General features: G+C 72.4%; 22 protein-coding genes and 1 tRNA gene. 10 read left to right on the forward strand and 13 right to left on the reverse strand.

Features of this window, described 5'->3' with window-relative positions; translation table 11 throughout:
- Positions 1–34: 34 nt before the first annotated feature.
- Entirely contained in the window at positions 35–697 is a 663-nt protein-coding gene (locus tag PS271_RS12055; RefSeq protein WP_398381926.1) for an NAD(P)H-binding protein, read from the forward strand.
- Between the two features lie 84 nt (positions 698–781).
- On the opposite strand, the gene PS271_RS12060 is transcribed toward PS271_RS12055, so the two are convergent.
- A tRNA-Tyr gene (locus tag PS271_RS12060) sits at positions 782–863 on the reverse strand.
- A gap of 212 nt (positions 864–1,075) precedes the next feature.
- Between PS271_RS12060 and PS271_RS12065 the strand changes: the two genes are divergently transcribed.
- Positions 1,076–1,564 carry a YajQ family cyclic di-GMP-binding protein gene (locus PS271_RS12065; RefSeq protein WP_030368439.1) on the forward strand — a complete coding sequence of 163 codons (489 nt, stop codon included), beginning with the start codon at positions 1,076–1,078 and terminating at the stop codon, positions 1,562–1,564.
- Between the two features lie 193 nt (positions 1,565–1,757).
- Positions 1,758–2,294, forward strand: coding sequence for a nuclear transport factor 2 family protein (locus PS271_RS12070; protein ID WP_398381927.1), 537 nt, complete (start codon positions 1,758–1,760; stop codon positions 2,292–2,294).
- A 32-nt stretch (positions 2,295–2,326) separates the two neighbouring features.
- Here PS271_RS12070 and PS271_RS12075 read toward each other — a convergent pair whose 3' ends face one another.
- Complete coding sequence (locus tag PS271_RS12075) at positions 2,327–2,722, reverse strand: YccF domain-containing protein (RefSeq protein ID WP_398381928.1); 396 nt, start codon at positions 2,720–2,722, stop codon at positions 2,327–2,329.
- A 199-nt stretch (positions 2,723–2,921) separates the two neighbouring features.
- On the opposite strand from PS271_RS12075, the gene PS271_RS12080 reads away from it, so the two are divergent.
- The gene (locus PS271_RS12080; RefSeq protein WP_398381929.1) at positions 2,922–3,191 is read left to right on the forward strand and encodes a hypothetical protein; all 270 of its coding nucleotides are present in this window, start codon (positions 2,922–2,924) and stop codon (positions 3,189–3,191) included.
- 36 nt (positions 3,192–3,227) lie between these two features.
- Here PS271_RS12080 and htpX read toward each other — a convergent pair whose 3' ends face one another.
- From htpX to PS271_RS12135, 11 genes are all read right to left on the reverse strand, one after another.
- Positions 3,228–4,100: a zinc metalloprotease HtpX gene (gene htpX / locus PS271_RS12085; RefSeq protein ID WP_398381930.1), complete on the reverse strand. Its 873-nt coding sequence runs from the start codon at positions 4,098–4,100 to the stop codon at positions 3,228–3,230.
- Between the two features lie 197 nt (positions 4,101–4,297).
- Positions 4,298–5,815 carry an NADH-quinone oxidoreductase subunit N gene (locus PS271_RS12090; protein ID WP_398381931.1) on the reverse strand — a complete coding sequence of 506 codons (1,518 nt, stop codon included), beginning with the start codon at positions 5,813–5,815 and terminating at the stop codon, positions 4,298–4,300.
- Positions 5,815–7,431 carry a complex I subunit 4 family protein gene (locus PS271_RS12095; RefSeq protein WP_398381932.1) on the reverse strand — a complete coding sequence of 539 codons (1,617 nt, stop codon included), beginning with the start codon at positions 7,429–7,431 and terminating at the stop codon, positions 5,815–5,817. Before PS271_RS12095 ends, PS271_RS12090 begins: the two co-directional genes overlap by 1 nt.
- 3 nt (positions 7,432–7,434) lie before the next feature.
- Positions 7,435–9,432 carry an NADH-quinone oxidoreductase subunit 5 family protein gene (locus PS271_RS12100; protein ID WP_398381933.1) on the reverse strand — a complete coding sequence of 666 codons (1,998 nt, stop codon included), beginning with the start codon at positions 9,430–9,432 and terminating at the stop codon, positions 7,435–7,437.
- Positions 9,429–9,800, reverse strand: a complete 372-nt coding sequence (gene nuoK, locus PS271_RS12105) for an NADH-quinone oxidoreductase subunit NuoK (protein ID WP_398381934.1) — start codon at positions 9,798–9,800, stop codon at positions 9,429–9,431. Before nuoK ends, PS271_RS12100 begins: the two co-directional genes overlap by 4 nt.
- Positions 9,800–10,375 carry an NADH-quinone oxidoreductase subunit J family protein gene (locus PS271_RS12110; protein ID WP_398381935.1) on the reverse strand — a complete coding sequence of 192 codons (576 nt, stop codon included), beginning with the start codon at positions 10,373–10,375 and terminating at the stop codon, positions 9,800–9,802. Before PS271_RS12110 ends, nuoK begins: the two co-directional genes overlap by 1 nt.
- Entirely contained in the window at positions 10,372–10,908 is a 537-nt protein-coding gene (locus tag PS271_RS12115) for a NuoI/complex I 23 kDa subunit family protein (protein WP_398381936.1), read from the reverse strand. Before PS271_RS12115 ends, PS271_RS12110 begins: the two co-directional genes overlap by 4 nt.
- Complete coding sequence (locus tag PS271_RS12120; RefSeq protein WP_398381937.1) at positions 10,909–11,874, reverse strand: complex I subunit 1/NuoH family protein; 966 nt, start codon at positions 11,872–11,874, stop codon at positions 10,909–10,911.
- On the reverse strand, positions 11,871–13,346 hold the full coding sequence (locus tag PS271_RS12125; protein ID WP_398381938.1) for an NADH-quinone oxidoreductase subunit C: 1,476 nt from the start codon (positions 13,344–13,346) through the stop codon (positions 11,871–11,873). Before PS271_RS12125 ends, PS271_RS12120 begins: the two co-directional genes overlap by 4 nt.
- Entirely contained in the window at positions 13,346–13,972 is a 627-nt protein-coding gene (locus PS271_RS12130) for an NADH-quinone oxidoreductase subunit B (protein WP_398381939.1), read from the reverse strand. The genes PS271_RS12125 and PS271_RS12130 overlap by 1 nt, the downstream gene beginning before the upstream one ends.
- Positions 13,942–14,316, reverse strand: coding sequence for an NADH-quinone oxidoreductase subunit A (locus tag PS271_RS12135; protein ID WP_398381940.1), 375 nt, complete (start codon positions 14,314–14,316; stop codon positions 13,942–13,944). Before PS271_RS12135 ends, PS271_RS12130 begins: the two co-directional genes overlap by 31 nt.
- Before the next feature lie 137 nt (positions 14,317–14,453).
- Here PS271_RS12135 and PS271_RS12140 point away from each other — a divergent pair, with 137 nt between their 5' ends.
- The 6 genes from PS271_RS12140 (at position 14,454) to PS271_RS12165 (ending at position 23,465) form a co-directional block, all read left to right on the forward strand.
- Positions 14,454–15,731 carry a sensor histidine kinase gene (locus PS271_RS12140; RefSeq protein WP_398381941.1) on the forward strand — a complete coding sequence of 426 codons (1,278 nt, stop codon included), beginning with the start codon at positions 14,454–14,456 and terminating at the stop codon, positions 15,729–15,731.
- A 140-nt stretch (positions 15,732–15,871) separates the two neighbouring features.
- On the forward strand, positions 15,872–17,209 hold the full coding sequence (locus tag PS271_RS12145; protein ID WP_398381942.1) for a sensor histidine kinase: 1,338 nt from the start codon (positions 15,872–15,874) through the stop codon (positions 17,207–17,209).
- A 138-nt stretch (positions 17,210–17,347) separates the two neighbouring features.
- A complete protein-coding gene (locus PS271_RS12150; RefSeq protein ID WP_398381943.1) occupies positions 17,348–18,064 on the forward strand; it encodes a response regulator transcription factor in 717 nt (238 codons plus the stop codon).
- Between the two features lie 275 nt (positions 18,065–18,339).
- Complete coding sequence (locus PS271_RS12155; protein ID WP_398381944.1) at positions 18,340–20,298, forward strand: 2-oxoacid:acceptor oxidoreductase subunit alpha; 1,959 nt, start codon at positions 18,340–18,342, stop codon at positions 20,296–20,298.
- Entirely contained in the window at positions 20,291–21,340 is a 1,050-nt protein-coding gene (locus PS271_RS12160) for a 2-oxoacid:ferredoxin oxidoreductase subunit beta (RefSeq protein ID WP_398381945.1), read from the forward strand. The genes PS271_RS12155 and PS271_RS12160 overlap by 8 nt, the downstream gene beginning before the upstream one ends.
- A 124-nt stretch (positions 21,341–21,464) precedes the next feature.
- The gene (locus PS271_RS12165) at positions 21,465–23,465 is read left to right on the forward strand and encodes an APC family permease (protein ID WP_398381946.1); all 2,001 of its coding nucleotides are present in this window, start codon (positions 21,465–21,467) and stop codon (positions 23,463–23,465) included.
- Positions 23,466–23,484 lie beyond the last annotated feature (19 nt).

Raw genomic sequence — 23,484 nt, forward strand, 5'->3', positions numbered from 1 at the left:
TGTCGGATTCCGGTGATCGGCGTACGGTCGGATCATGCGCATTGTCATCGCTGGTGGACATGGTCAGATCGCGCTGCGGCTGGAGCGGCTGCTCTCCGCGCGCGGGGACGAGATCGCGGGCGTCATCCGCAGGCCCGAACAGGCCGGCGCCCTGCTGGCGGCCGGTGCCGAACCGGTCGTGTGCGACCTGGAGTCGGCCTCCGTGGCGGATCTGGTGAGGCACCTGGAGTCGGCCGACGCCGCGGTCTTCGCGGCCGGCGCGGGGCCGGGCAGCGGCATCGACCGCAAGGACTCCGTGGACCGCGGGGCGGCCTCCCTCTTCGCCGACGCGGCCGAGGCGGCCGGCGTCCGCCGCTTCCTCGTGGTCTCCTCCATGGGTGCCGACCGCGAGCCTCCGGAGGGCACCGATCCGGTCTTCGCCGCGTACCTGCGCGCGAAGGGCGCGGCGGACGCGGACGTCCGGGCGCGTGCCGGCCTGGACTGGACGATCCTGCGGCCGGGGCGGCTCACGGACGACGCCGGCACGGGCCGGGTGGCGCTCGGGGAGTCCACGGGGCGGGGCGAGGTGACCCGGGACGACGTCGCGGCGGTCCTCGTGGCGCTGCTGGACGAGCCGGGGACGGCCGGCCGGACGCTGGAGCTGATCAGCGGGGACACGCCGGTGGCGGAGGCGGTGAAGGCCGCGGCGGAAGGCTGACGGGCCGGGGCGGGAAAACGGCCGGAGGGCGGGGCCGGAAACGAAAGAAGCCCCTGACCTTTTCAGGTCAGGGGCCTCATTCCGTGGCGGCGCCAGGATTCGAACCTGGGTAGGCTAAGCCGACGGATTTACAGTCCGCTCCCATTGGCCACTCGGGCACACCGCCATGGGGTGCTACCTCGGGCTCTCTTTCGATTCGCGCCGGGGCAACGACGTAAACCATACCCGATGACCTGGGGTGGTCCGCCACTCGGTTCATCGCCCGTGCGAACGGGCCCGGGGTGGCTAGGCTGACGGGGCGGTCCGCCGCCGGCCCCGAGCCGGCGGCAGCCCGGACCGCACCCCCCGATGGATCTACGTACGAGGAGCCAACTCAATATGGCCGACTCCAGTTTCGACATCGTCTCGAAGGTCGAGCGGCAGGAGGTCGACAACGCCCTCAACCAGGCCGCCAAGGAGATCTCGCAGCGCTACGACTTCAAGGGCGTGGGCGCCTCGATCGCTTGGTCCGGCGAGAAGATCGAGATGCGCGCCAACGCCGAGGAGCGGGTGAAGGCGGTTCTCGACATCTTCGAGACCAAGCTGGTCAAGCGCGGCATCTCGCTGAAGTCCCTCGACGCGGGCGAGCCGCAGGCCTCCGGCAAGGAATACAAGATCTTCGCCTCGATCGAGGAAGGCATCTCCCAGGAGAACGCCAAGAAGGTCGCCAAGATCATCCGTGATGAGGGCCCCAAGGGCGTCAAGGCCCAGGTCCAGGGCGACGAGCTGCGCGTCAGCTCCAAGAGCCGTGACGACCTCCAGGCCGTCCAGGCCCTCCTCAAGGGCAAGGACCTGGACTTCGCGATCCAGTTCGTCAACTACCGCTGACCCGGGAACGACGGCTGACGGCAGTCACGCCGAAGGCGCGCCGGAAGGGATCCCTTCCGGCGCGCCTTCGGCGTTCCCGGAGCCGGTCCGCCCGGCGGGCTTGACCTCAAGTTATGTCGAGCTTTTAGCGTCTTCGGTGTACGGCCGGCCCGCCCGCGGCGGGCCCGTCCACCGACACAGGGAGCGTGCCGCCATGACCCTCACCGCACCGGAGTTCACCACCGGGACCGCAGGCCTCCAGGCCCGCATCGACGCCCTGACCGACCGCGCCGCCCTCACGGACCTCATCGACCGCTACCTGCTGAGCCTCGACGCCCGCCGCTTCGACGACGCCTGGGCCCGCGGGCTGTTCACGCCGGACGTGCGGATCACGTCGCCGGTCGGGACGGAGGAGGGCATCGACGGCCTGGCCGCCTCCCAGGCGGCCACCATGGCCAAGTTCGAGCGCACGCAGCACATCGGCACCAACTACGTCATGGACATCACCGGGGACCGCGCCATGGTGCACTGGAACGCCCTGATGATCCACGTCCACCCGGCCTCCACCCGCGCGGTCCGCGGATCGGGCCCCGGGGACCACTTCACCGTCGGCGGCACGTTCGCGGGCGAGGTCGTGCGCACCGCCGGAGGCTGGCGCTTCCGGCACCTCGACATCCGCGCGGTGTGGACGCACGGCGAAGGCCCCCTCGTCCTGACCCCCGAGGCCGAGGAGACCCTGCGGTCGCTGTAACCGCGCTCAACCCGCTTTCGCGCGCCGCCGGTTCAGCGGTAGCCGGCGAACGCCTGGTCCGTCGGGACGATTTCGCGGCCCAGCGGGAAGAGCGAGACCGGGATCAGCTTGAAGTTCGCGATGCCCAGCGGGATTCCGATGATCGTCACGCACAGGGCGATGCCGGTGACGATGTGGCCCAGGGCCAGCCACCAGCCCGCGAAGACGAACCAGATGATGTTCCCGATCAGCGACCCGGCGCCCGCGTCGCGCCGCTCGACGGTCGTCCGCCCGAACGGCCAGAGCGCGTAGCTCGCGATGCGGAACGATGCGATGCCGAACGGAATGGTCACGATGAGTACGCAGCAGATCAAGCCGGCGACCACGTAACCGATCGCCATCCAGAACCCGCACAAGATCAACCAGATGATGTTCAGGATGAACCTCATGAAAACAGCCTCCCACGCGTCGATGCCCTCAGCGAGTGGGACGCAGGGCCTCTGACCTGCGGTTGCCAGCAGCGGGGGAAGACCTGCGCGTCCCCCGTACGGCCTAACGCCGCGTGCCCCGGACCGGCCTCACCGTCATCGTGGGCTGTCCGCCGTGTCCGCCGTCCGGCTGACACGCGACGAGCGTGAGGAGCCCGCCATGCGCATCCGTACGCGACATGCCCTCGGCGCCGCGGTGTCCGCCGTGGTGCTCGCCGGAACACTCGGCGCGGGGGTCGCCCGGGCCGGCGACCCCGAGCCTCCGCCTCTGCCGCCCCTGCCTCCCGTCCCCACCGTGCCCGCGTCCACGGAGGTGACCCCCGCACAGTGCATCGGCGGGGGCGGGACGGTCGACGTGACGGTCGGGGCCGACTTCGATCCCGTGCTGGTCTGCCAGGGAGGGACGTACAACGGCCTCCCCATCGGCTGACCGGGCGGAGCGGCGAGCAGGAAAGCAACCGGGCGGTCACCGGTCCCGGTGGCCGCCCGCCATCTGCTCCAGGCGGGCGATGCGCTCCCCCATCGGCGGGTGCGTGGAGAACAGCTTGGTCATGCCTCCCTCGCCCGCGCGGAACGGGTTCGCGATCATCATGTGGCTGGCGGTCTCGATGCGCGGCTCGGGGGGCAGGGGCAGGCGCTGGGTGCCCGTCTCCAGCTTGCGCAGTGCCGAGGCCAGGGCGAGCGGGTCGCCCGTGAGGCGGGCGCCGGAGGCGTCGGCCTCGTACTCGCGGGAGCGGCTGACGGCGAGCTGGATGAGGGACGCCGCGACCGGGCCCAGCAGCATGATCATGATCATGCCGACGATGCCCGGGCCCTCGTCGTCGTCCGACCTGCCGAAGGGGACCAGCCACGCGAAGTTCACCAGGAACATCACCACCGAGGCGAGCGCGCCCGCGATCGAGGAGATGAGGATGTCGCGGTTGTAGACGTGGCTGAGCTCGTGGCCGATGACGCCGCGCAGCTCGCGCTCGTCCAGGAGGCGCAGGATGCCGTCCGTGCAGCAGACGGCGGCGTTGCGGGGGTTGCGGCCGGTCGCGAAGGCGTTGGGGGCGTCGGTCGGCGAGATGTACAACCGGGGCATGGGCCTGCGGGCGGCCGTGGAGAGCTCGCGGACCATGCGGTAGAGCGCCGGGGCCTCGAACTCGCTGACGGGGCGGGCGCGCATGGCCCGCAGGGCCAGCTTGTCGCTGTTCCAGTAGGCGTAGGCGTTGGTGCCCAGCGCCACCAGGACGGCGATGATCAGGCCCGCCCGCCCGAAGAGGCTGCCGATGACGATGATGAGTGCGGACAGCCCCCCGAGGAGGACTGCGGTCCTGAGCCCGTTGTGCCGGCGGTGCACGGTACGCCCTCCAAGTGGTGCGGCAGGGGAACCCTTTGCGCTGTCGTGCGTCCACGCGCGCTGCGGCTCGCGGTGGAGTCTCCAGTGGAACCTTCCTGACCGGTCAACGCCAGACGAAGGTGCGGGGTTCCCCCGGCGCGGGTCGCCCGTCCGGCGGACAGCGGCCTACGCGCCGGGCCCGCCCGCGGCGCTCGGCCCTAGAGCAGCGTTCCCGAGGCGAAGCGGAGGACCAGTTGGGGGGCGCCCGAGAGGGCGATGCCCGCCACCGCGGCGAGGGCGATGGCCGCGCCCAGCGGCAGCGGGATCCGTACGGGTGCCGGCGTCTCCGCCGCCTCCTCCGCCGTCTCCGCCGGGCGGAAGAGGATCGCCGTCCACTGGAGGTAGTAGTACAGCGCGATCACGACGTTGAGGGCCATGACGACGGCCAGCCAGCCCAGCCCCGCGTCGACGGCCGCGCTGAAGACCGTGACCTTCGCGAAGAGGCCGATGATGCCCGGCGGCAGGCCCGCCAGGCAGAGCAGGAAGAAGCCCAGGGCGAGCGCGGCGAGCGGCCGGCGGGCGTAGAGGCCCCGGTAGTCGGTGATGCGGTTGCGAGGGCTCGTACGGGCCACCAGCGCGGCGACGGCGAACGCGCCGAGGTTCACGGCGGCGTACATCAGGGCGTACGCGACGGTGGAGCCGATGGCGTGCGCGGGGTCGTCGGCGTAGCCGGCGGCGGCGATGGGCACGAGCAGGTAGCCCGCCTGGCCGACGGAGGACCAGGCGAGCAGGCGCACCGCGCTGTGGGCGCGCTCGGGGCGCTGGCGGAGCGCGGCGACGTTGCCCGCGGTCATGGTCAGCGCGGCGAGGACGGCGAGGGCCGGTGCCCACACCGACGCGTACGAGGGGAAGGCCACGACCGTCACCAGGATGAGGCCGGTGAAGCCGACCGCCTTGCCGATCACGGAGAGGTAGGCGGCGACGGGCAGCGGCGCGCCCACGTACGTGTCGGGCACCCAGAAGTGGAAGGGCACGGCCGCGGTCTTGAAGGCGAAGCCGACGAGGGTGAGGGCGACGCCCGCCTGCGCGAGGGTGTCGAGGCGGGGGTCGACGTCGGCGAGCTTCGCGGCGACCTCGGTGAGGTGCAGGGTGCCGGTGGCCGCGTAGACGAAGCTGGCGCCCAGGAGGGTGACGGCGGTCGCGGTGACCGAGGACAGGAAGAACTTCAGGGCCGCCTCGGAGGAGCGGCGTTCGCCGCGGCGCATGCCGACGAGGGCGAAGGCCGGCAGGGAGGCCACTTCGAGGGCGACGACGAGGGTCGCGAGGTCCCGGGAGGCGGGCAGCAGGGCGGCGCCCGCCGCGGAGGACAGCAGCAGGAACCAGAACTCCCCTTCGGGGAGTCGCTGGTCGCGGACGGCGCTGATGGACAGCAGGGCCGTCAGGAGCGCGCCGCCGAGGACCAGGAGCTGGATGACGAGCGTGAAGTGGTCGGCGGTGTAGCTGCACGCGCTGCGTGACCCCACGCCCGTCAGGCAGAAGGTGGACCGGTCGCCGTCGAGGAGCGGCAGCAGGGACAGGCCCGCGAGCAGCAGGCCGGCGACGGAGATCCGGCCGAGGAGCGGCTTGCGGCCCTCGGGGAGGAAGAGGTCGGCGACCAGGACGACCAGGGCGACGACGGCCGTGAGGGTGGGCGGCGCGATGGCGAGCCAGTCGACGGACTGGATCAGGGAGCCCATCAGTTGCCTCCTCGGAGGAGCTGCTGAACGGCCGGGTCGGTGAGGCCGAGGAGGGCCGCGGGCCAGAGTCCGGCGAGGACGGTGAGGGCGACGAGGGGGGTCCAGGCGGCGAACTCGTAGGACCGCACGTCGGCGGGGATGCCGGGGACGGGGCCGGCTGCCCCGGCGGTGTCCGCGGCGCCGGCGGTCTGCGGCCGGGTGCTGCCCCCGTCGCCGCCCATGCACACGCGGCGGACGACGACGAGCATGTAGGCGGCCGTCAGGAGCGTGCCGAGGCCAGCCAGGGCCATGAACGTCAGGAACGCCGGGCGGCTGAGTCCCTCCGCCGGGCGGAAGGCGCCGAACATCGCGAGCATCTCGCCCCAGAACCCGGCGAGGCCGGGCAGGCCGAGGGAGGCGACCGCGCCGAAGGCGAGGAGGCCGCCGAGGCGGGGGGCCTTGCCGTAGAGGGCGGCGCCGGTGCGGCCGGAGAGGGCGTCGAGGTCGCTGGTGCCGTAGCGGTCCTTGACCGCACCGACGAGGAAGAAGAGGAGGCCGGTGATGAGGCCGTGGGCGATGTTGGCGAAGAGGGCGCCGTTCAGCCCGGTGGGGGTGAGCGTCGCGATCCCCAGCAGGACGAAGCCCATGTGGCCGACGGAGGAGTACGCGATGAGCCGCTTCAAGTCGCCCTTGGCGCCGCGGCGGGCGAGGCTCAGGCACACCAGCGAGCCGTAGATGATGCCGACGGCCGCGAAGGCGGCGAGGTAGGGCGCGAAGGTGTGCGCGCCGTCCGGGGCGATCGGCAGGACGATGCGGACGAACCCGTACGTCCCCATCTTCAGCAGCACGCCCGCGAGGAGGACCGAGCCGACGGTCGGGGCGGCGGTGTGCGCGTCGGGCAGCCAGCTGTGCAGGGGCCACATGGGGGCCTTGACGGCCAGTCCGATGCCGATGGCGAGGACCGCGATGAGCTGCGTGCTGTGGCTGAGCTTCGATCCATTGTCAGTGGCGAGTGCCACCATGTCGAACGTGCCGCCCTTGATCCCGACCAGGAGGAGGCCGAGCAGCATCACGACGGAGCCGAGCAGCGTGTAGAGGATGAAGCGCCAGGCGGCGCGCTCCCTGCCCTCGCCGCCCCAGCGGGCGATGAGGAAGTACATCGGGATGAGCACCATCTCGAAGGCCAGGAAGAACAGCATCAGGTCGAGGACGGCGAAGGTCGCGAGGGTGCCGGACTCCAGGACGAGGAGCAGCGCGACGAATGCCTTGGGAGACGGGCCCGCAGGCATTTTGAAGTAGCTGTAGAGCGCGCAGAGGAAGGTCAGCAGCGCGGTCAGGACGAGGAGGGGGAGCGAGACGCCGTCCACGCCCAGGTGGATCCGGATGTTCAGGGCCGGGATCCAGCTGATGTCGGTGGTCGCCTGCATGCGGGCCGGGCTGCCGTGGTCGAAGCCGGCGGCGAGGGCGATGCTCAGCGCGAGGACCACGCCGGTGACGGTGACGCCGTGGCGGAGCACGGCCTGCTCGGGGCTCCTGCCCTTGAGGCCGGGAGGAGCCGGGAGCGCCGCGGCGGCGGCGCCGACCAGGGGGAGAACGACGACTGCGGCGAGGAGGTACTGCAAAACAGTGTGATTCATGGATCAGGCTCCCGTGCCCGTGGCGACGAGGACGGCGGCGACGGTCAGGACGACCGCGCCCGCGAGCAGCGCGCTCAGGTACGTCTGCACGTTGCCGGTCTGGGCGCGGCGGACGGCCTCGCCGAGCAGGCGGGGTGCGGTGCCCGCGCCGCGCACGTAGGTCTCGACGACCTCGCGGTCGAGGAACTGGGCGAGGCGGGCGGCCGCGCGCGTGGGCCGGACGAACAGGGCCGAGTAGACGGCGTCCACGTGGAAGCCGGCCGCGGCGTGGCGGTGCAGGGGGCCGAGGAGGGTCCGGCCGGGGTCGGCCGGGTCGGGCGCCGCCGCGATGTCGCCGTAGGCGGCCTCGTGGGTGGCGATGCTCTCCTCCTCGGAGACGTACGGGGCGGCGCCCGGGTCGGCGGCGACGGCGCCGAGGGGGGTGCGGGCGGCGAGCGCGGCGGTGCGGCGCCAGGCCGCGTACATCACGATCGCGCCGGCGAGGGCGCAGCCGGTGGAGAGGACGGAGGTGGTGAGCGTCGGGGTGAGCGATCCGCCGTCGAACCAGCGGGGGAGCTTCCAGGCGGCGAGGCCGAGGGCGAGCGTGGGGACGAACAGGATCCACAGGACGGTGTTCATCGCGGCGGGCTGCTTGCCGTGGTCGGCGGCCTCGGGGCCCGTGCCGCGGAAGGCCATCAGCCACAGGCGGGTGGCGTAGGCGGCGGTGAGGAGGGCCGTGAGGAGGCCCGCGGTGAGGACGAGCCAGCCGGCCGCGCCGGGGATGCCGTCGGCGTCGCCGGAGGCGGCGTGCTCGGCCGCGCCGAGGACGGCTTCCTTGGAGAAGAAGCCGCTGAACGGGGGGATGGCGGCGAGCGCGAGGAGGGCGACGGTCATCGTCCAGTACGCGTCGGGGATGCGCTTGGCGAGGCCTCCGGTGCGGGCCATCGCGGCCAGCGAGTTCGTACCGGCGGCGTGGATGATCACGCCGGCGCCGAGGAAGAGGAGGGCCTTGAACGCGCCGTGCGAGACCAGGTGGAAGACGGCCGCGCTCCGGTCGCCGACGGCGAGGGCGCCGGTCATGTAGCCGAGCTGGCCGACGGTCGAGTAGGCGAGGACGCGCTTGATGTCGTCCTGGGCGAGGGCCGCGAGGCCGGAGCCGACCATGGTGACGGCGGCCATCACGGCGAGGACGACGAGCGCGGCCGTGGAGGCGGCGAAGAGGGGGAGGAGCCGGGCCACGAAGTAGACGCCGGCGGCGACCATCGTCGCGGCGTGGATCAGCGCGGAGACCGGCGTGGGGCCGGCCATCGCGTCGGGCAGCCACGTGTGCAGCGGGAACTGCGCGGACTTGCCCGCGACGCCCGCCAGGAGCAGCAGCGCGATCAGGGTGGGGTGGTCGATGCCGCCGGAGGTGACGGCGGTGAGGATGCCGTTGATCCGGAAGGTCCCGGCGTCGGCGGCCAGCGCGAGGATGCCGATCAGGAAGGGGACGTCGCCGAGCTTGGTGACGAGGAAGGCCTTGAGGGAGGCGCTGCGCGCGGCCTCGGTCTCCCAGTAGTGGCCGACCAGGAAGTACGAGCAGATGCCCATGATCTCCCAGCCGACCAGCAGCACCATGAGGTCGCCCGAGTAGACGACGAGCAGCATGGCCGCGGTGAAGAGGGAGACGAGGGCGGCGTAGGAGGGGTAGCGGGGGTCGTCGCGCAGGTAGGCCGTCGAGTAGAGCTGGACGCAGGTGGCGACGACGCCGACGAGGAGCGCGACGAGGACGGCGAAGCCGTCGAGGTGCAGGGCGAGGTCGATCGGCACGGAGCCGGTCGGGGTGAGCCTGGTGGCGGCGTCGAGGGCGTCCCCGCCGCCCTGCCGCCAGGCGACGACGGCGGCGAGCACGGCCGCGGCGAGCGTCGGCAGGACGGCGAGGGGCCGGACGAAGCCGGGCGCGCGGCGGCCCGTGAGCAGGCCCGCGAGGGCACCGAGGAACGGCAGCAGGGGGACGAGGACGGCGGTGGTCGTGGTGCTCACGCGGCGGCCTCGGCCTTCTCCTCGCGGTCTGCGCGGTCGGTGTCGGGTCCGGCGTCGGGGGCGTCGTCGCGCAGGTCGCGCAGGCGGTCGACGTCGGCGGTGCCGCGGTTGCGGTGGACCTGGAGCACGATCGCCAGGCCGATGCCGATCTCGGCGGCGGCGATGGCGATGGTGAAGAGGGTGAGGGCCTGGCCGGCGTGCAGCTCGTCGCGCAGCCAGACGTCGAAGGCGACGAGGTTGAGGTTGACGGCGTTGAGCATCAGCTCGACGGACATCAGGACCAGGATCGCGTTGCGCCGGGCCAGGACGCCGTACAGGCCGGTGCAGAAGAGGAGGGCCGCGAGGACGGCCGGGTAGACGAGGTGCATCAGCGCTCCTCCTCCTTGTCCCTCTTGCGGGAGAGGACGATCGCGCCGACGAGCGCGGCGAGCAGCAGCACGGACAGCGCCTCGAAGGGCAGCACCCAGTGCCGGAAGAGGATCTCTCCGGAGACCTTCGTCGTGCCCTGGGGGGCGTCGCCGTCCAGGCCGATCCACGTCGTGCGGAAGGCGTCCACGACCACCCAGACGAGGGCGGCGGCCGCGGCCACGGCGACTCCGAGGGCGGCCCAGCGGTTGCCGGAGTCGGCGTCCGGGGAGCGGCCGATGGGGGCCTTGGTGAGCATGAGCCCGAAGAGGAGCAGGACGACCACGGAGCCGACGTAGATCAGGACCTGTACCCAGGCGATGAACTCCGCCGTCAGCAGCAGGTACTCCACGGCGAGCCCGCCGAGGGCGACGACCAGCCAGAGGGCGGCGTGCACCAGCTGCTTGGTCGTGACCGTCACGACGGCCGCGCCGAGGGTGGCGAGGCCGACGAGGAGGAAGACGATCTCGACGCCGCTCGGGGAGAGGAAGCCGTGCGGGGCCGTGCTCGCGGCGAGCGTCGTCATCGCGCCGGTCATGCTTCTCCCTCCTGCTGGGCTCTGAGTTTCTCCGCCGTCTTGCGGGCCGCCGCGATCTCCTTCGGCTCCTCGGCCGCGGGGTCGAGCGCCGGCGGCTCCGGCACGGTCCACATCCACTCGCGGAGCTTGTCGCGCTCGTGGACCAGGTCCTGGATGTCGGTCTCGGCGTACTCGAACTCCGGCGACCAGAACAGCGCGTCGAAGGGGCACACCTCGATGCAGATGCCGCAGTACATGCAGAGCGAGAAGTCGATCGCGAAGCGGTCGAGGACGTTGCGGCTGCGCTCGCGGCCCCCCGGGGCGGCCGGGGGCACCGTCTCCTTGTGGGAGTCGATGTAGATGCACCAGTCCGGGCACTCGCGGGCGCACAGCATGCAGACCGTGCAGTTCTCCTCGAACAGGCCGATCACGCCGCGCGTGCGGGGCGGGAGCTCGGGCTGGACGTCCGGGTACTGCGCGGTGTGCGCGCGGCGCGTCATCGTGCGGAGCGTGACGGCGAGGCCCTTGGCGAGGCCGGAGCCGGGGATGCCCATTTAGGCGGTCACCACCTTGACGACGCCCGTCAGCGCGATCTGCGCCAGGGCGAGGGGGATGAGGGCGGTCCAGGCCAGCTTCTGCAGCTGGTCCTCGCGCAGGCGCGGGTAGGTCACCCGCAGCCAGATCACGACGAAGGCCAGGACCGCCGTCTTCAGCAGGGTCCACAGCCAGCCCAGGCCGTCGGCGCCGAACGGGCCGTGCCAGCCGCCGAGGAAGAGGACCGTGGTCAGGCCGCACAGGACGACGATGCCCGCGTACTCCGACAGCAGGAACAGCGCGAAGCGCAGGCCCGTGTACTCGGTGTACGCGCCGAAGATGATCTCGGAGTCGGCGACCGGCATGTCGAACGGCGGGCGTTGCAGCTCGGCCAGGCCGGCGACGAAGAAGACCACCGCGCCGACGATCTGCCAGGGCACCCACCACCAGTGGAAGGCGTCCACGATCCCCGGCAGCGAGACCGTGCCCGCCGCCATCGCCACGCTCGCCGCGGCGAGCAGCATCGGCAGCTCGTACGCCATGAGCTGCGCGGCCGTGCGGAGGCCGCCCAGCAGGGAGAACTTGTTCGCCGACGCCCAGCCCGCCATCAGCGAGCCGAGCACTCCGACGCCCATCACGGCCAGCACGAAGAAGATGCCCGCGTCGACCAGCTGACCCACGGCGTTGCCCGGCCCGACCGGGATCGCGACCAGCACCAGCAGGTACGGGAGGAGGGCCACGGCCGGTGCGAGCTGGAAGATGCGGCGGTCCGCGCCCGCCGGGACGATGTCTTCCTTCTGCGCGAACTTCACGCCGTCCGCGACGAGCTGGGCCCAGCCGTGGAAACCACCGGCGTACATGGGGCCGAGGCGGCCCTGCATGTGGGCCATGACCTTGTGCTCGGTCTGACCGATGACCAGGGGCAGCACGAGGAAGACGACGAAGACGGCGAGGAGGCGCAGGACGACGTCGAGAGTGTCGCTCATGCGGGGTCGCCTCCGGCGGGGTTCGTGTCGTTCTGGGGTGCGCCGTCCCGGGCGGGGCCGCTTGCGGCGGGGTCGCCTCCGGCGCCGGCCTTGTCGCTCCGGGGTTCGCCGTCGCCGGCGGGGGCCTCTTCGCGGTCGGGCGTGTTCGGCACCGCCGGGTTCCGCCGTTCGGGCTGATCGCCGTCGCGGCGAGGGGAAGACTGCGGCTCCGGCGAGGCCGCCGGTGCGGCCGAGTCCTCCGCCTCGGCGGACGGTGACTCCGGAGCGCCGTCGCGGCGGGAGGGAGCCTGCGGCTCGGGCGAGTCTGCCCGTGCGGCCGAGTCTTCCGGAGCGGCGGGCGGGGAGGCCGGTGCCTCTTCCGGATGGGTCGGGGGTTCTTCGAAAGCCGGGCGGGCGTGGTGCCAGGGGGCGTCGGAGGAGCCGGTGGGCGCCGGGCGGGTGCGCTTCGGGGCGGTGGGCTCCCCCGCCTGGCCGGCGGAGCCGTCCGCGGCACTGCGGGTACGGCGGGCCGGAGCCGCGCCTTCCACCTGGCTCGCCGAGCCCTCGCTCGCACTGCGCGCACGGCGCGCCGGGGCGGCGGATTCTGCCTGGCTGGCCGAGCCGTCTGCCGCGCTGCGGGTGCGGCGCGCCGGAGCCGCGCCTTCCACCTGGCTCGCCGAGCCCTCCGACGCGCTGCGCGCACGGCGTGCCGGGGCCGCGCCCTCCGTCTGGCTCGCCGAGCCCTCCGACGCGCTGCGCGTGCGGCGCGCCGGGGCCTCGCCGGCTGCCGGGGGCGGCGTGCGGCGGGCCGGGCGGTCGGCTGCTGCGCGGGGAGCGCGGGCCGGGCGGGCCGGGGCGGGAGGGAGCTGGCCCTTGAGGGGGCCCCATTCGTTGGGGTCGGGGACGCCCGGCGGCAGCATCTGGCGGCGCTTGGGGCCGCCGTCCGCCGTCTCGCCCGGCTCCTTCGCGCCCGGCCACGCCTTGGCGACCCGCGCCGCCAGGACGAAGTCCTTGCGCAGCGGGTGGCCCTCGAAGGCGTCCGGGAGGAGGAGCGGGGCCAGGTGCGGGTGGCCCGGGAAGTCGATGCCGAACATCTCGTGGGTCTCGCGCTCGTGCCACGCCGCGCCCGCGTAGACGCCGACAGCGGTGGGCAGCGCCGGCGCCTCGTGCGGCACCGTCGTGCGCAGGAGCAGCCGGCGCGTGCCCTCTCCCCCGCCCGGCAGCGCGGCCAGGTGGGCGCAGACACGGAAGCCCGTACCGGGCTCGTCCACGGCGCTCAGCCAGTCGAAGAACGTGCAGCCCAGCCGGTCCCGGGCCGTTTCGAGCGCGCTGATCCACCGCTCGGCCGGGACGTCGACCGTGAGCAGGTCGTACGTCTCCTCCGCCGTCGCGCCCTCGCCGAAGAGCGGGACCGCACCGCCCGGCAGCCAGCCGACGGCCGTCTCGGGAGCAGCCTCGGGAGCGGGCACGGATTCGGGCGTCGGTTCGCTCATCAGGCCGTCTCCTCCGGCGCGGACGGTGCCGGCGGCGGCGTCACCAGCCCGCTGCGCAGCGCAGCGGCCGACGCGCCCGCGCCCCCGGACCCGTACCGCTCGCCCAGCGACTCCCGCGCGATCTTCTCCTGAAGCTTCAGAATGCCCTGGAGTAGCGCCTCGGGCCGCGGCGGGCACCCCGGCACGTACACGTCCACGGGAATGATCTGGTCGACGCCCTTGGTGACCGCGTACGAGTCCCAGTACGGACCGCCGCAGTTCGAACAGGCGCCGAAGGAGATCACGTACTTCGGCTCGGGCATCTGCTCGTAGAGCCGCTTCACGGCCGGCGCCATCTTGTCCGTCACCGTGCCCGAGACGATCATGAGGTCGGCCTGCCGGGGCCCCGGCGCGAAGGGGATGACGCCGAGCCGGATGAAGTCGTGCCGCGCCATGGACGCCGCGATGAACTCGATCGCGCAGCAGGCGAGCCCGAAGTTGAAGACCCACAGGCTGTAGCGGCGTCCCCAGTTCAGGACGACCTTCATCGGCTCCGGGGCCAGCCTGGCCAGCGGGCCGAGCCGGCGCGGCTCGGGGAGGGGGAGGTCGACGGGTGTCACGTCCACTCCAGGACGCCCTTCTTCCATGCGTACAACAGGCCCACGGCGAGGAAGCCGAGGAAGATGAACATCTCCACGAGCGTGGCCCCGCCGAAGCCCGGCGCGGCGAACACCGTCGCCCAGGGGAACAGGAAGATCGAGTCCACGGCGAAGATCACGTACAGGAAGGCGTAGACGTAGTAGCGGATCCGGGTGTGGGCCCAGCCCTCGCCGACGGGGTCGACGCCGCACTCGTACGTCAGCAGCTTCTCGGGCGTCGGCACGACGGGCCGCAGCAGCCGCCCGGCCCCGAAGGCCACGGCGACGAAGAGCACGCCGACGACGGCGAGCAGCCCCACCACGGAATAGCTGTGGAAGTAGTCCGCGGCCACGTCCGCCCTCGCTCCCTGTCCCGCGTGTTCGACGTTCTGTACGCACGGGAGTCTAGGCCCTGGTGGGGTTATCCCCACCCTTCCCCACCCACGGTCCCCATGGCGGGGGCCGGTACCGGCCGTGCAGGCTGGGGGGTATGACCGCCAGCAGTGCCGCGAAAAGCACGTCGAGCAAGACCGGAAACTCTAGAGGAAACATCAGAGGTGAAGAAAAGTATACAAACACCTCTTTCTCGGCTGATTTCCGGGATGATTCCGGCAGCGGCGACGGTCCCCTCCCCCCGGCCCGCTTCGCCTTCGGCGCGCGGACGTGGAAGGAGGTCGCGCACCTCCTCCTCAACCTCCCGGAGGCGCTGACCGGCTTCGTCTACGTGTCGCTGTGGCTCTACGCCGGCGTCATCTCGTCCGTCACGGTCATCGGCCTGCCGCTGCTGGCGCTCGGCCTGACGGGCGCGCGGGCACTGGGCAAGGCCGAGCGGCGGCGGGCGCGGGCGCTGCTGGGCGTGCACGTCGAGGACCCGAGCCCGCTCTCCCGGCAGCGGGGCGACCAGGGCTTCTTCCCCTGGATGTGGTCAGCACTGAAGGACCCGGTCGGCTGGCGCACCACGCTCTACGGCTTCATCCGGCTGCCCTGGGGCGTCCTGACTTTCGCGCTCACGCTGTGCCTGCTCTTCGTCGGCTGGCCGCTCCTCGGCTACGCCGCGCGCGGCATGACCAACCTGGACCGCGCCATGGTGCGCGGCCTGCTCAGCCCCTCCAGCGAGCTGGAGCGGCGGGTCGCGGAGCTGGAGCAGGACCGCGGGGTGGTCGTGGACACCGCGGCCGCCGACCTGCGCCGCATCGAGCGCGACCTCCACGACGGCGCCCAGGCCCGCCTCGTCGCCCTCGCCATGGGGCTGGGCCTGGCGAAGGAGAAGGTCCTGGAGGACCCGGAGGCGGCGGCCCGGATGGTCGACGAGGCGCACGGCGAAGTGAAGCTCGCCCTGCAAGAGCTGCGCGACCTGGCCCGCGGCATCCACCCGGCGGTGCTGACGGACCGCGGCCTGGACGCCGCCCTGTCGTCGGTCGCCGCGCGCTGCACCGTCCCCGTGTCGGTCTCGGTCGACCTGGACGAGCGCCCGGCGCCGGCGATCGAGGGCATCGCGTACTTCACGGTCTCCGAGCTGCTCCAGAACGTCAGCAAGCACAGCCGGGCGCGGACGGCCGAGGTCGAGCTGTGGCGCAAGGGCCGGCGGCTGCTGATCCAGGTGCGTGACGACGGTCAGGGCGGCGCGACGACGACGGGCGGCAGCGGGCTGTCCGGGCTGGCGGAACGCCTGGGCTCCGTGGACGGCTTCTTCGCGGTGGACTCGCCGGCCGGCGGGCCGACGGTCGTCACGGCGGAGCTGCCGTGGCGGGACCGGGCGGCGGGCTGAGCCGACGAGGCCCACCGAGAGCCGGGGAGGTAGGGAGAACCCCACCCCCGGGACACCGACTCCCTCCATGGTCCCGGGCCGTCCGCTCCGCGAGCCTTGGAGACACCACCACACCCGGCGACCAGGGAGAGACCACCGCCATGGCCATGGATTACGGACGGGCAGAGACACGCGACGCACGCCGGCCCCACCGCGTGCCCGCGGTGCTGCGCGCGCCCCTGGAGGGCCGCACCTGGCGCGAGTTCCTCCACCACCTGCTCAGCCTGCCGATCGCGGTCGTCGCCTTCTCCTACGCGGTGACGATGACAGCGGCGGGCGTCGGCATGCTGATCACCTTCGTGGGCGTGCCGGTGCTGGCCGCGGCGCTCGTCGGCGTACGGGCGGTGGGGGCCGTCGAGCGGGCCCGCGCCCGCGCCCTGCTCGGCATGGAGATCAGCGAGCCCGAGCCCGTCCGCGCGCGGAACGGGAAGCGCGGGCTCCTGCCGTGGACCGGGGCGCTGCTCAAGAGCGGCGTGTCGTGGCGGCACCTGCTCTACTCGGTGCTGCTCCTGCCGTGGTCCATCGCGACGTTCACCGTCTCGCTCGTGATGTGGTCCGTCGGCTGGCTGCTCTTCCTCTACCCGGCCTACTGGTGGATGTACCCGACGTGGTGGGGCCAGCCCGGCATGCAGGTCTACGGCGACTCCGCGCACGACGCGGACTTCTTCGTCGACAACCCGTTCGAGATCGGCGTGACCTGCGCCACCGGCCTGCTCGTGGTGCTGGCCACCCCCTGGGTGATCCGCGGCATGGCCTACGTCGACCGGCTGCTGGTGGCCGGCCTGCTCGGTCCCTCGCGGCTCGCGGAGCGGGTGTGGGAGCTGGAGGAGGACCGCGGGGTGGTCGTGGACACCGCGGCCGCCGACCTGCGCCGCATCGAGCGCGACCTCCACGACGGCGCCCAGGCCCGCCTCGTCGCCCTCGCCATGGACCTCGGCCTGGCCAAGGAGAAGCTGGAGGAGGACCCGGAGGCGGCGGCCCGGATGGTCGACGAGGCGCACGGCGAAGTGAAGCTCGCCCTCCAGGAACTGCGCGACCTGGCCCGCGGCATCCACCCGGCGATCCTCACCGACCGGGGCCTCGGCCCGGCCCTGTCCGCGCTGGCCGCGCGCTGCACGGTCGCCGTGCAGGCCGAGGTGGACCTGCCGGCCCGCCCGGCGGCGGCGATCGAGGGCATCGCGTACTTCACGGTCTCCGAGCTGCTCCAGAACATCAGCAAGCACAGCGAGGCACGCACCGCGCGGGTGGACGTGTGGCGCTCGGCGGACCGGCTGATGCTGCAAGTCTGGGACGACGGCAAGGGCGGAGCGTCGGCGACCGGCGGCAGCGGGCTGTCCGGGCTGGCGGAACGCCTGGGCTCGGTGGACGGCCTCCTGGTGGTCCACTCCCCGCAGGGGGGCCCGACGACGGTGACGGCGGAGCTGCCCTGGCGGGCCTAGCGCGGCACTCCAGCCGGTCGGGAGGCTCCGCCTCTCCAGGTTGCCCGCCGCGGCGGGCAACCACCGGAGCGCGGACCGGCGGTGCCGTACCGGCCGTGCCGCCGCGGCGCCACAGCGATCGGCACCGCTCCGCGTGACATGCTGGCCCCCGTCATTTGCCGCCGGACGGGGGAGCCACACATCGTGGAGGACAGGGTACGAGTCGTCATCGCCGAGGATTCGGTGCTCCTTCGGGAGGGCCTGACCCGGCTGCTGACCGACCGGGGCCACGACGTCGTGGCCGGCGTCGGTGACGGTGAGGCGCTGATCAAGGCCGTCCGCGAGCTCGCGGACGAGGGCGCGCTGCCGGACGTCGTGGTCGCGGACGTCCGCATGCCCCCCACGCACACGGACGAGGGCGTACGCGCGGCGGTGGAGCTGCGCCGCCGTCATCCGGGGCTGGGCGTGCTCGTCCTGTCGCAGTACGTGGAGGAGCAGTACGCGACGGAGCTGCTGGCCGGCAGCAGCACGGGCGTGGGCTATCTGCTCAAGGACCGCGTCGCCGAGGTCCGCGAGTTCGTGGACGCGGTGGTGCGCGTGGCGCGCGGCGGCACCGCGCTGGACCCCGAGGTCGTCGCCCAGCTGCTGGGCCGCAGCCGCAAGCAGGACGTGCTCGCGGGGCTCACTCCGCGCGAGCGCGAGGTGCTCGGGCTGATGGCCGAAGGACGGACGAATTCGGCCGTCGCCAAGCAGCTGGTGGTGAGCGACGGAGCGGTCGAGAAGCACGTCAGCAACATCTTCATGAAACTCGGGCTTTCCCCTAGTGACGGGGATCACCGGCGCGTGCTGGCCGTGCTGACCTACCTCCGCTCCTGATCATCTGACGCCACCTCAGCGATCGGCAGCCGCCCTGGTGAGAGGGGGTCGGCCGTCCGGAGACCTAGCACGAAAGACCTAGACCGGGCGGGCCGGCCGGCCATCGCCGACCGGACCGGCCAAACCCGCCCGTACCAGGACAACTGAAAGCCTCACCCTCCGCTTCTTCTTGTGATCCATCCCAGGTAGGCAGGCCTTACCCACGTACGATGGCCGTGGGAACGCCGGTCGGGCACCACCGTGTGCGCGCCGCCGCCAGAGGGAGGTCCGAAGCAGTGACCAGCCAGGTCAGCAGCCCGGCCGAACAGGCCGTACCAGCCGAGCAGCCGAGCGGGGCCGCGGCGGCTCCGACGCCCGTGGACGCGAGTCCGCCGTCGGCGAAGGAGGTGCGGCGGCTGGACCGGGTGATCATCCGGTTCGCGGGTGACTCCGGGGACGGCATGCAGCTGACGGGCGACCGATTCACCTCGGAGACCGCCTCGTTCGGCAACGACTTGTCGACCCTGCCGAACTTCCCCGCCGAGATCCGGGCCCCCGCCGGGACCCTGCCGGGCGTCTCGTCCTTCCAGCTGCACTTCGCCGACCACGACATCCTCACCCCGGGCGACGCCCCGGACGTGCTGGTGGCGATGAACCCGGCCGCGCTGAAGGCCAACCTCGCGGACGTGCCGCGCGGCGGCGAGATCATCGTCAACACCGACGAGTTCGCCAAGCGCGCCATGGCCAAGGTCGGCTACGCCACCAGCCCGCTGGAGGACGGCACCCTGGACGCCTACAACGTCCACCCCGTGCCGCTGACGACGCTGACGATCGAGGCGCTGAAGGACTTCGGGCTCTCCCGCAAGGAGGCCGAGCGCAGCAAGAACATGTTCGCGCTGGGGCTGCTGTCGTGGATGTACCACCGGCCCACGCAGAACACCGAGGACTTCCTGCGGAAGAAGTTCGCGAAGAAGCCGCAGATCGCCGAGGCCAACGTGGCGGCGTTCCGGGCGGGCTGGAACTTCGGCGAGACGACCGAGGACTTCGCCGTCTCCTACGAGGTCGCCCCCGCGACGTCCGCGTTCCCGGCCGGCACGTACCGGAACATCTCGGGGAACCTGGCCCTGTCGTACGGGCTGATCGCCGCCGCCCGGCAGGCGGACCTGCCCCTCTACCTGGGCTCCTACCCGATCACGCCGGCGTCCGACATCCTGCACGAGCTGTCGAAGCACAAGAACTTCGGCGTGCGCACGTTCCAGGCCGAGGACGAGATCGCCGGCATCGGCGCGGCGCTGGGCGCGGCGTTCGGCGGTGCGCTGGCCGTCACCACGACCTCCGGTCCCGGCGTGGCGCTGAAGTCGGAGACGATCGGCCTGGCGGTGTCGCTGGAACTGCCGCTGCTGATCGTGGACATCCAGCGCGGCGGCCCGTCCACCGGCCTGCCGACGAAGACCGAGCAGGCCGACCTGCTCCAGGCGATGTACGGGCGCAACGGCGAGGCACCGGTGCCGATCGTGGCACCGAAGACGCCGGCGGACTGCTTCGACGCGGCGCTGGACGCGGCGCGGATCGCGCTGACCTACCGCACGCCGGTGTTCCTGCTGTCCGACGGCTATCTGGCGAACGGCTCGGAGCCGTGGCGGATCCCCGAGCCCGACGAACTGCCCGACCTGCGGACCCAGTTCGCCACGGGTCCGAACCACACGCTGGCTGACGGCACCGAGGTGTTCTGGCCGTACAAGCGCGACCCCCGGACGCTGGCCCGCCCGTGGGCGGTGCCGGGCACGCCGGGGCTGGAGCACCGGATCGGCGGGATCGAGAAGCAGGACGGCACGGGCAACATCTCCTACGACCCGGCCAACCACGACTTCATGGTCCGCACCCGCCAGGCCAAGACCGACGGCGTGACCGTCCCGGACCTGGACGTCGACGACCCCTCGGGCAAGGCCGGCACCCTCGTCCTGGGCTGGGGGTCGACCTACGGGCCGATCACCGCCGCCGTCCGCCGCGTCCGCGCCGCCGGCGACCACATCGCCCAGGCCCACCTGCGGCACCTCAACCCCTTCCCCGCCAACCTCGGCGAGGTCCTGCGGCGCTACGAGAAGGTCGTGGTGCCGGAGATGAACCTCGGCCAGCTGGCCACCCTCATCCGGGCCCGCTATCTGGTCGACGTCCGCTCCCACACCCAGGTCAGCGGCATGCCCTTCAAGGCCGCCCAGCTCGCAGACGTGCTCAAGGAGGCCATCGATGACTGAGGCACTGAAGCTGGTGCCCAAGGCCGAAGCCCAGCAGACGATGAAGGACTTCAAGTCCGACCAGGAAGTCCGCTGGTGCCCCGGCTGCGGCGACTACGCCATCCTCGCCGCCGTCCAGGGCTTCATGCCCGAACTCGGCCTGGCCAAAGAGAACATCGTCTTCGTCTCCGGCATCGGCTGCTCCTCCCGCTTCCCGTACTACATGAACACGTACGGGATGCACTCCATCCACGGCCGCGCCCCCGCCATCGCCACCGGCCTGGCGACCAGCCGCCGCGACCTGTCGGTCTGGGTCGTCACCGGCGACGGCGACGCCCTCTCCATCGGCGGCAACCACCTCATCCACGCCCTGCGCCGCAACGTCAACCTCAAGATCCTGCTGTTCAACAACCGGATCTACGGCCTCACCAAGGGCCAGTACTCGCCGACGTCGGAGACCGGGAAGATCACCAAGTCCACGCCCATGGGCTCCCTGGACGCACCCTTCAACCCCGTATCGCTGGCCATCGGCGCCGAAGCGTCCTTCGTGGCCCGCACGGTCGACTCCGACCGCAAGCACCTCACCGAGGTCCTGCGCCAGGCCGCCGACCACCCCGGCACGGCGCTCGTGGAGATCTACCAGAACTGCAACATCTTCAACGACGGCGCCTTCGAGCCCCTCAAGGACCGCGAGCAGGCCAAGGAAGCCGTCATCCGCCTCGAGCACGGGCAGCCCATCCGCTTCGGCGCGGAGAACGACAAGGGCGTCGTCCGCGACCGGGCCACCGGCGACCTGAAGGTCATCACCGTCACCCCCGAGAACGAGGGCGACCTCCTGGTCCACGACGCGCACGCCGCGTCCCCGACCACGGCCTTCGCGCTGTCCCGCCTCGCCGACCCCGACACCCTGCACCAGACCCCCATCGGCGTCTTCCGCAGCGTCGACCGGCCCGTCTACGACACCCAGATGGCCGACCAGCTCGAAGCGGCCATCGTGCAGAAGGGCAAGGGCGACCTCGGCGCCCTCCTCGCCGGCAACGACACCTGGACGGTGGCCGGCTAGCCGCGCGGCGCACCGCGTCACCACACGCCGGACGGGCTGATGATTCAGCCCGTCCGGCGTTTTGCGGGACCGGGGCCCGGGGCGTCTCACGGCCGGACGCCGGGGTAGCCGCTCTCATATGGGTATGGCCGACCCCGAAGTGACGCCCCCTCCCGCCGACCCCGACGTCACGCCCCCTCCCGCCGTCCGCGACCGGCTCGCCTACCGCGTGAAGTGCCGGCTGCTCGGGCCGCCGCTCGTCACCGAGCAGCTCGCCCGCGAGAAGCTCGGCAACCCCCTGGCGCTCGGGGTGCTGGCCTCCGACTGCATCTCCTCCACCGCGTACGGCAGCGAGGAGATGCTGCGCATCCTCGTCCCCGTCGTCGGCGCCGCCGCGTTCACCCTGCTCATGCCGGTGACCGGCGCGATCCTGCTCGTCCTGCTGCTCCTGACGATCTCCTACCGCGACGTCGTGTCCGTGTACACGCGCGCGGGCGGCTCGTACGTCGTCGCCCGCGAGAACTTCGGGCCGCGCATCGCCCAGATCGCCGCCGTCGCCCTGCTCGTCGACTACATCGTCACCGTCGCCGTGCAGACCGCGGCCGGCACGGACGCCCTCATCTCCCTGGCCCACCTCATGGGCAGCGGCTACACCGGCATCGACCACCTCAAGCTCCCCGTCACCACCGGCATCGTGGTGCTGCTGATGTACGGGAATCTGCGCGGGATCCGTGAGGCGGGGCGGGCGTTCGCGGTGCCCGCGTACCTCTTCATGCTCGCCGTCGCGCTGATGCTCGTCGTCGGCCTCGTCCGGGCGCTCGACGGCGGGCTGCCGCACGCCGACCTGCACGCCGCCGGGGTCGTACCGCTCGGCCAGGAGCACAGCGGCTGGCTCTACGGCGCCTCGCTGTTCATGGTGCTGCGCGCTTTCGCCAACGGCGGCTCCTCGCTGACCGGGCTGGAGGCCATCTCCAACAGCGTCTCCGTCTTCCGCACCCCCCAGGGCGTCAACGCGCGGCGGACGCTGACCGCCATGAGCTGCATCCTCGGGGTCATGGTGCTGGGCGTCTCCGCCCTCGCCCACTTCACGCACGCCGTCCCGTACGCGGACGGCAACCCGACCGTCATCGCCCAGGAGGCCGACCTCGTCTTCGGCGGCGGCTGGATCGGCACGGCCGGGCTCGTCTACGTCCAGCTCGCGACCGCGCTCATCCTCTACACGGGGGCCAACACGCCCTTCACCGGCTTCCCCTTCCTCGCCAGCTTCGTCGCCGAGGACCGCTTCCTGCCCCGCAAGCTGACGCGGCGCGGGCACCGGCTCGCCTTCTCCGGCGGCATCATCTCCCTCACCGTCGTCGCGCTCGCCCTGCTCCTCGTCACCGGCGCGAACGTCGACAAGCTCGTCGCCCTCTACGCGATCGGCGTCTTCACCGGCTTCACGATGGCCGCCGCCGGGATGACGGCCCACCACTGGCGGCGGCGCGAGAGCGCCTGGAAGACCTGGGCGAACCTGGCGGCGGCCGTGGTGTCCGCCCTCGTCGTCGTGATCTTCGCGATCACCAAGTTCACCGAGGGCGCGTGGCTGGTCGTCGTGGTCTTCCCGCTCGGGGTGTGGGCGCTCATCCGCATCAACCGCGAGTACCGGGAGGAGGCCGCGGCGCTGGAGGAGATGACGCCGTTCACCGACGACGAGCCGCGGTGGCGGCGGCACCTGGTGTACGTCCTGGTCGACGTCCTCGACCTCGCCACGGTCAAGGCGCTGCGGTACGCGCACGAGCTGCGGCCGGACGAGGTGCGGGCCGTGCACTTCGCCATCGACGAGACGCGGGCGCGGCGGCTCGCGGCCCGCTGGGAGGAGCTGCCGGGCACGAACGTGCCGCTGGAGCTGGTCGAGTGCCCGGACCGGCGGCTGCGGCACGCGGTCGCGGGGCTCGCCTCGCGGGTCACGGCCGACGGGACGACGGCGCTGACGCTCCTGGTCCCCCGCCGGACGTACGCCCGCCCGCTCGCCGCGCTCCTCCACACGGACTCGGGCGACGAACTCGCGAAGACGCTGCAACGGCTGCCGAACGTGGCGGTGACGGTGGTGCCGTTCGATGTGACGGTGGCGATGGAACGGATGCGGGCGCGATCACGTACGCCGTGAGTTCCCCCAACCCCTCCGC

This window comes from Streptomyces sp. SCA2-17, assembly GCF_044336695.1.

Bases quoted from the DNA above. Each gene is read 5' to 3' on its own strand.
- PS271_RS12115 (WP_398381936.1), bottom strand. From the start codon at position 10,908: ATGGGCATCCCCGGCTCCGGCCTCGCCAAGGGCCTCGCCGTCACGCTC.
- PS271_RS12160 (WP_398381945.1), top strand. From the start codon at position 20,291: ATGACTGAGGCACTGAAGCTGGTGCCCAAGGCCGAAGCCCAGCAGACG.
- PS271_RS12075 (WP_398381928.1), bottom strand. From the start codon at position 2,722: ATGAGGTTCATCCTGAACATCATCTGGTTGATCTTGTGCGGGTTCTGG.
- PS271_RS12070 (WP_398381927.1), top strand. From the start codon at position 1,758: ATGACCCTCACCGCACCGGAGTTCACCACCGGGACCGCAGGCCTCCAG.
- PS271_RS12080 (WP_398381929.1), top strand. From the start codon at position 2,922: ATGCGCATCCGTACGCGACATGCCCTCGGCGCCGCGGTGTCCGCCGTG.
- PS271_RS12110 (WP_398381935.1), bottom strand. From the start codon at position 10,375: ATGACCGGCGCGATGACGACGCTCGCCGCGAGCACGGCCCCGCACGGC.
- PS271_RS12090 (WP_398381931.1), bottom strand. From the start codon at position 5,815: ATGGGCTCCCTGATCCAGTCCGTCGACTGGCTCGCCATCGCGCCGCCC.
- PS271_RS12065 (WP_030368439.1), top strand. From the start codon at position 1,076: ATGGCCGACTCCAGTTTCGACATCGTCTCGAAGGTCGAGCGGCAGGAG.
- PS271_RS12055 (WP_398381926.1), top strand. From the start codon at position 35: ATGCGCATTGTCATCGCTGGTGGACATGGTCAGATCGCGCTGCGGCTG.
- PS271_RS12095 (WP_398381932.1), bottom strand. From the start codon at position 7,431: ATGAATCACACTGTTTTGCAGTACCTCCTCGCCGCAGTCGTCGTTCTC.
- PS271_RS12145 (WP_398381942.1), top strand. From the start codon at position 15,872: ATGGCCATGGATTACGGACGGGCAGAGACACGCGACGCACGCCGGCCC.
- nuoK (WP_398381934.1), bottom strand. From the start codon at position 9,800: ATGCACCTCGTCTACCCGGCCGTCCTCGCGGCCCTCCTCTTCTGCACC.
- PS271_RS12150 (WP_398381943.1), top strand. From the start codon at position 17,348: ATGCTGGCCCCCGTCATTTGCCGCCGGACGGGGGAGCCACACATCGTG.
- PS271_RS12125 (WP_398381938.1), bottom strand. From the start codon at position 13,346: ATGAGCGAACCGACGCCCGAATCCGTGCCCGCTCCCGAGGCTGCTCCC.
- PS271_RS12140 (WP_398381941.1), top strand. From the start codon at position 14,454: ATGACCGCCAGCAGTGCCGCGAAAAGCACGTCGAGCAAGACCGGAAAC.
- PS271_RS12130 (WP_398381939.1), bottom strand. From the start codon at position 13,972: ATGGAAGAAGGGCGTCCTGGAGTGGACGTGACACCCGTCGACCTCCCC.
- PS271_RS12165 (WP_398381946.1), top strand. From the start codon at position 21,465: ATGGCCGACCCCGAAGTGACGCCCCCTCCCGCCGACCCCGACGTCACG.
- PS271_RS12120 (WP_398381937.1), bottom strand. From the start codon at position 11,874: ATGAGCGACACTCTCGACGTCGTCCTGCGCCTCCTCGCCGTCTTCGTC.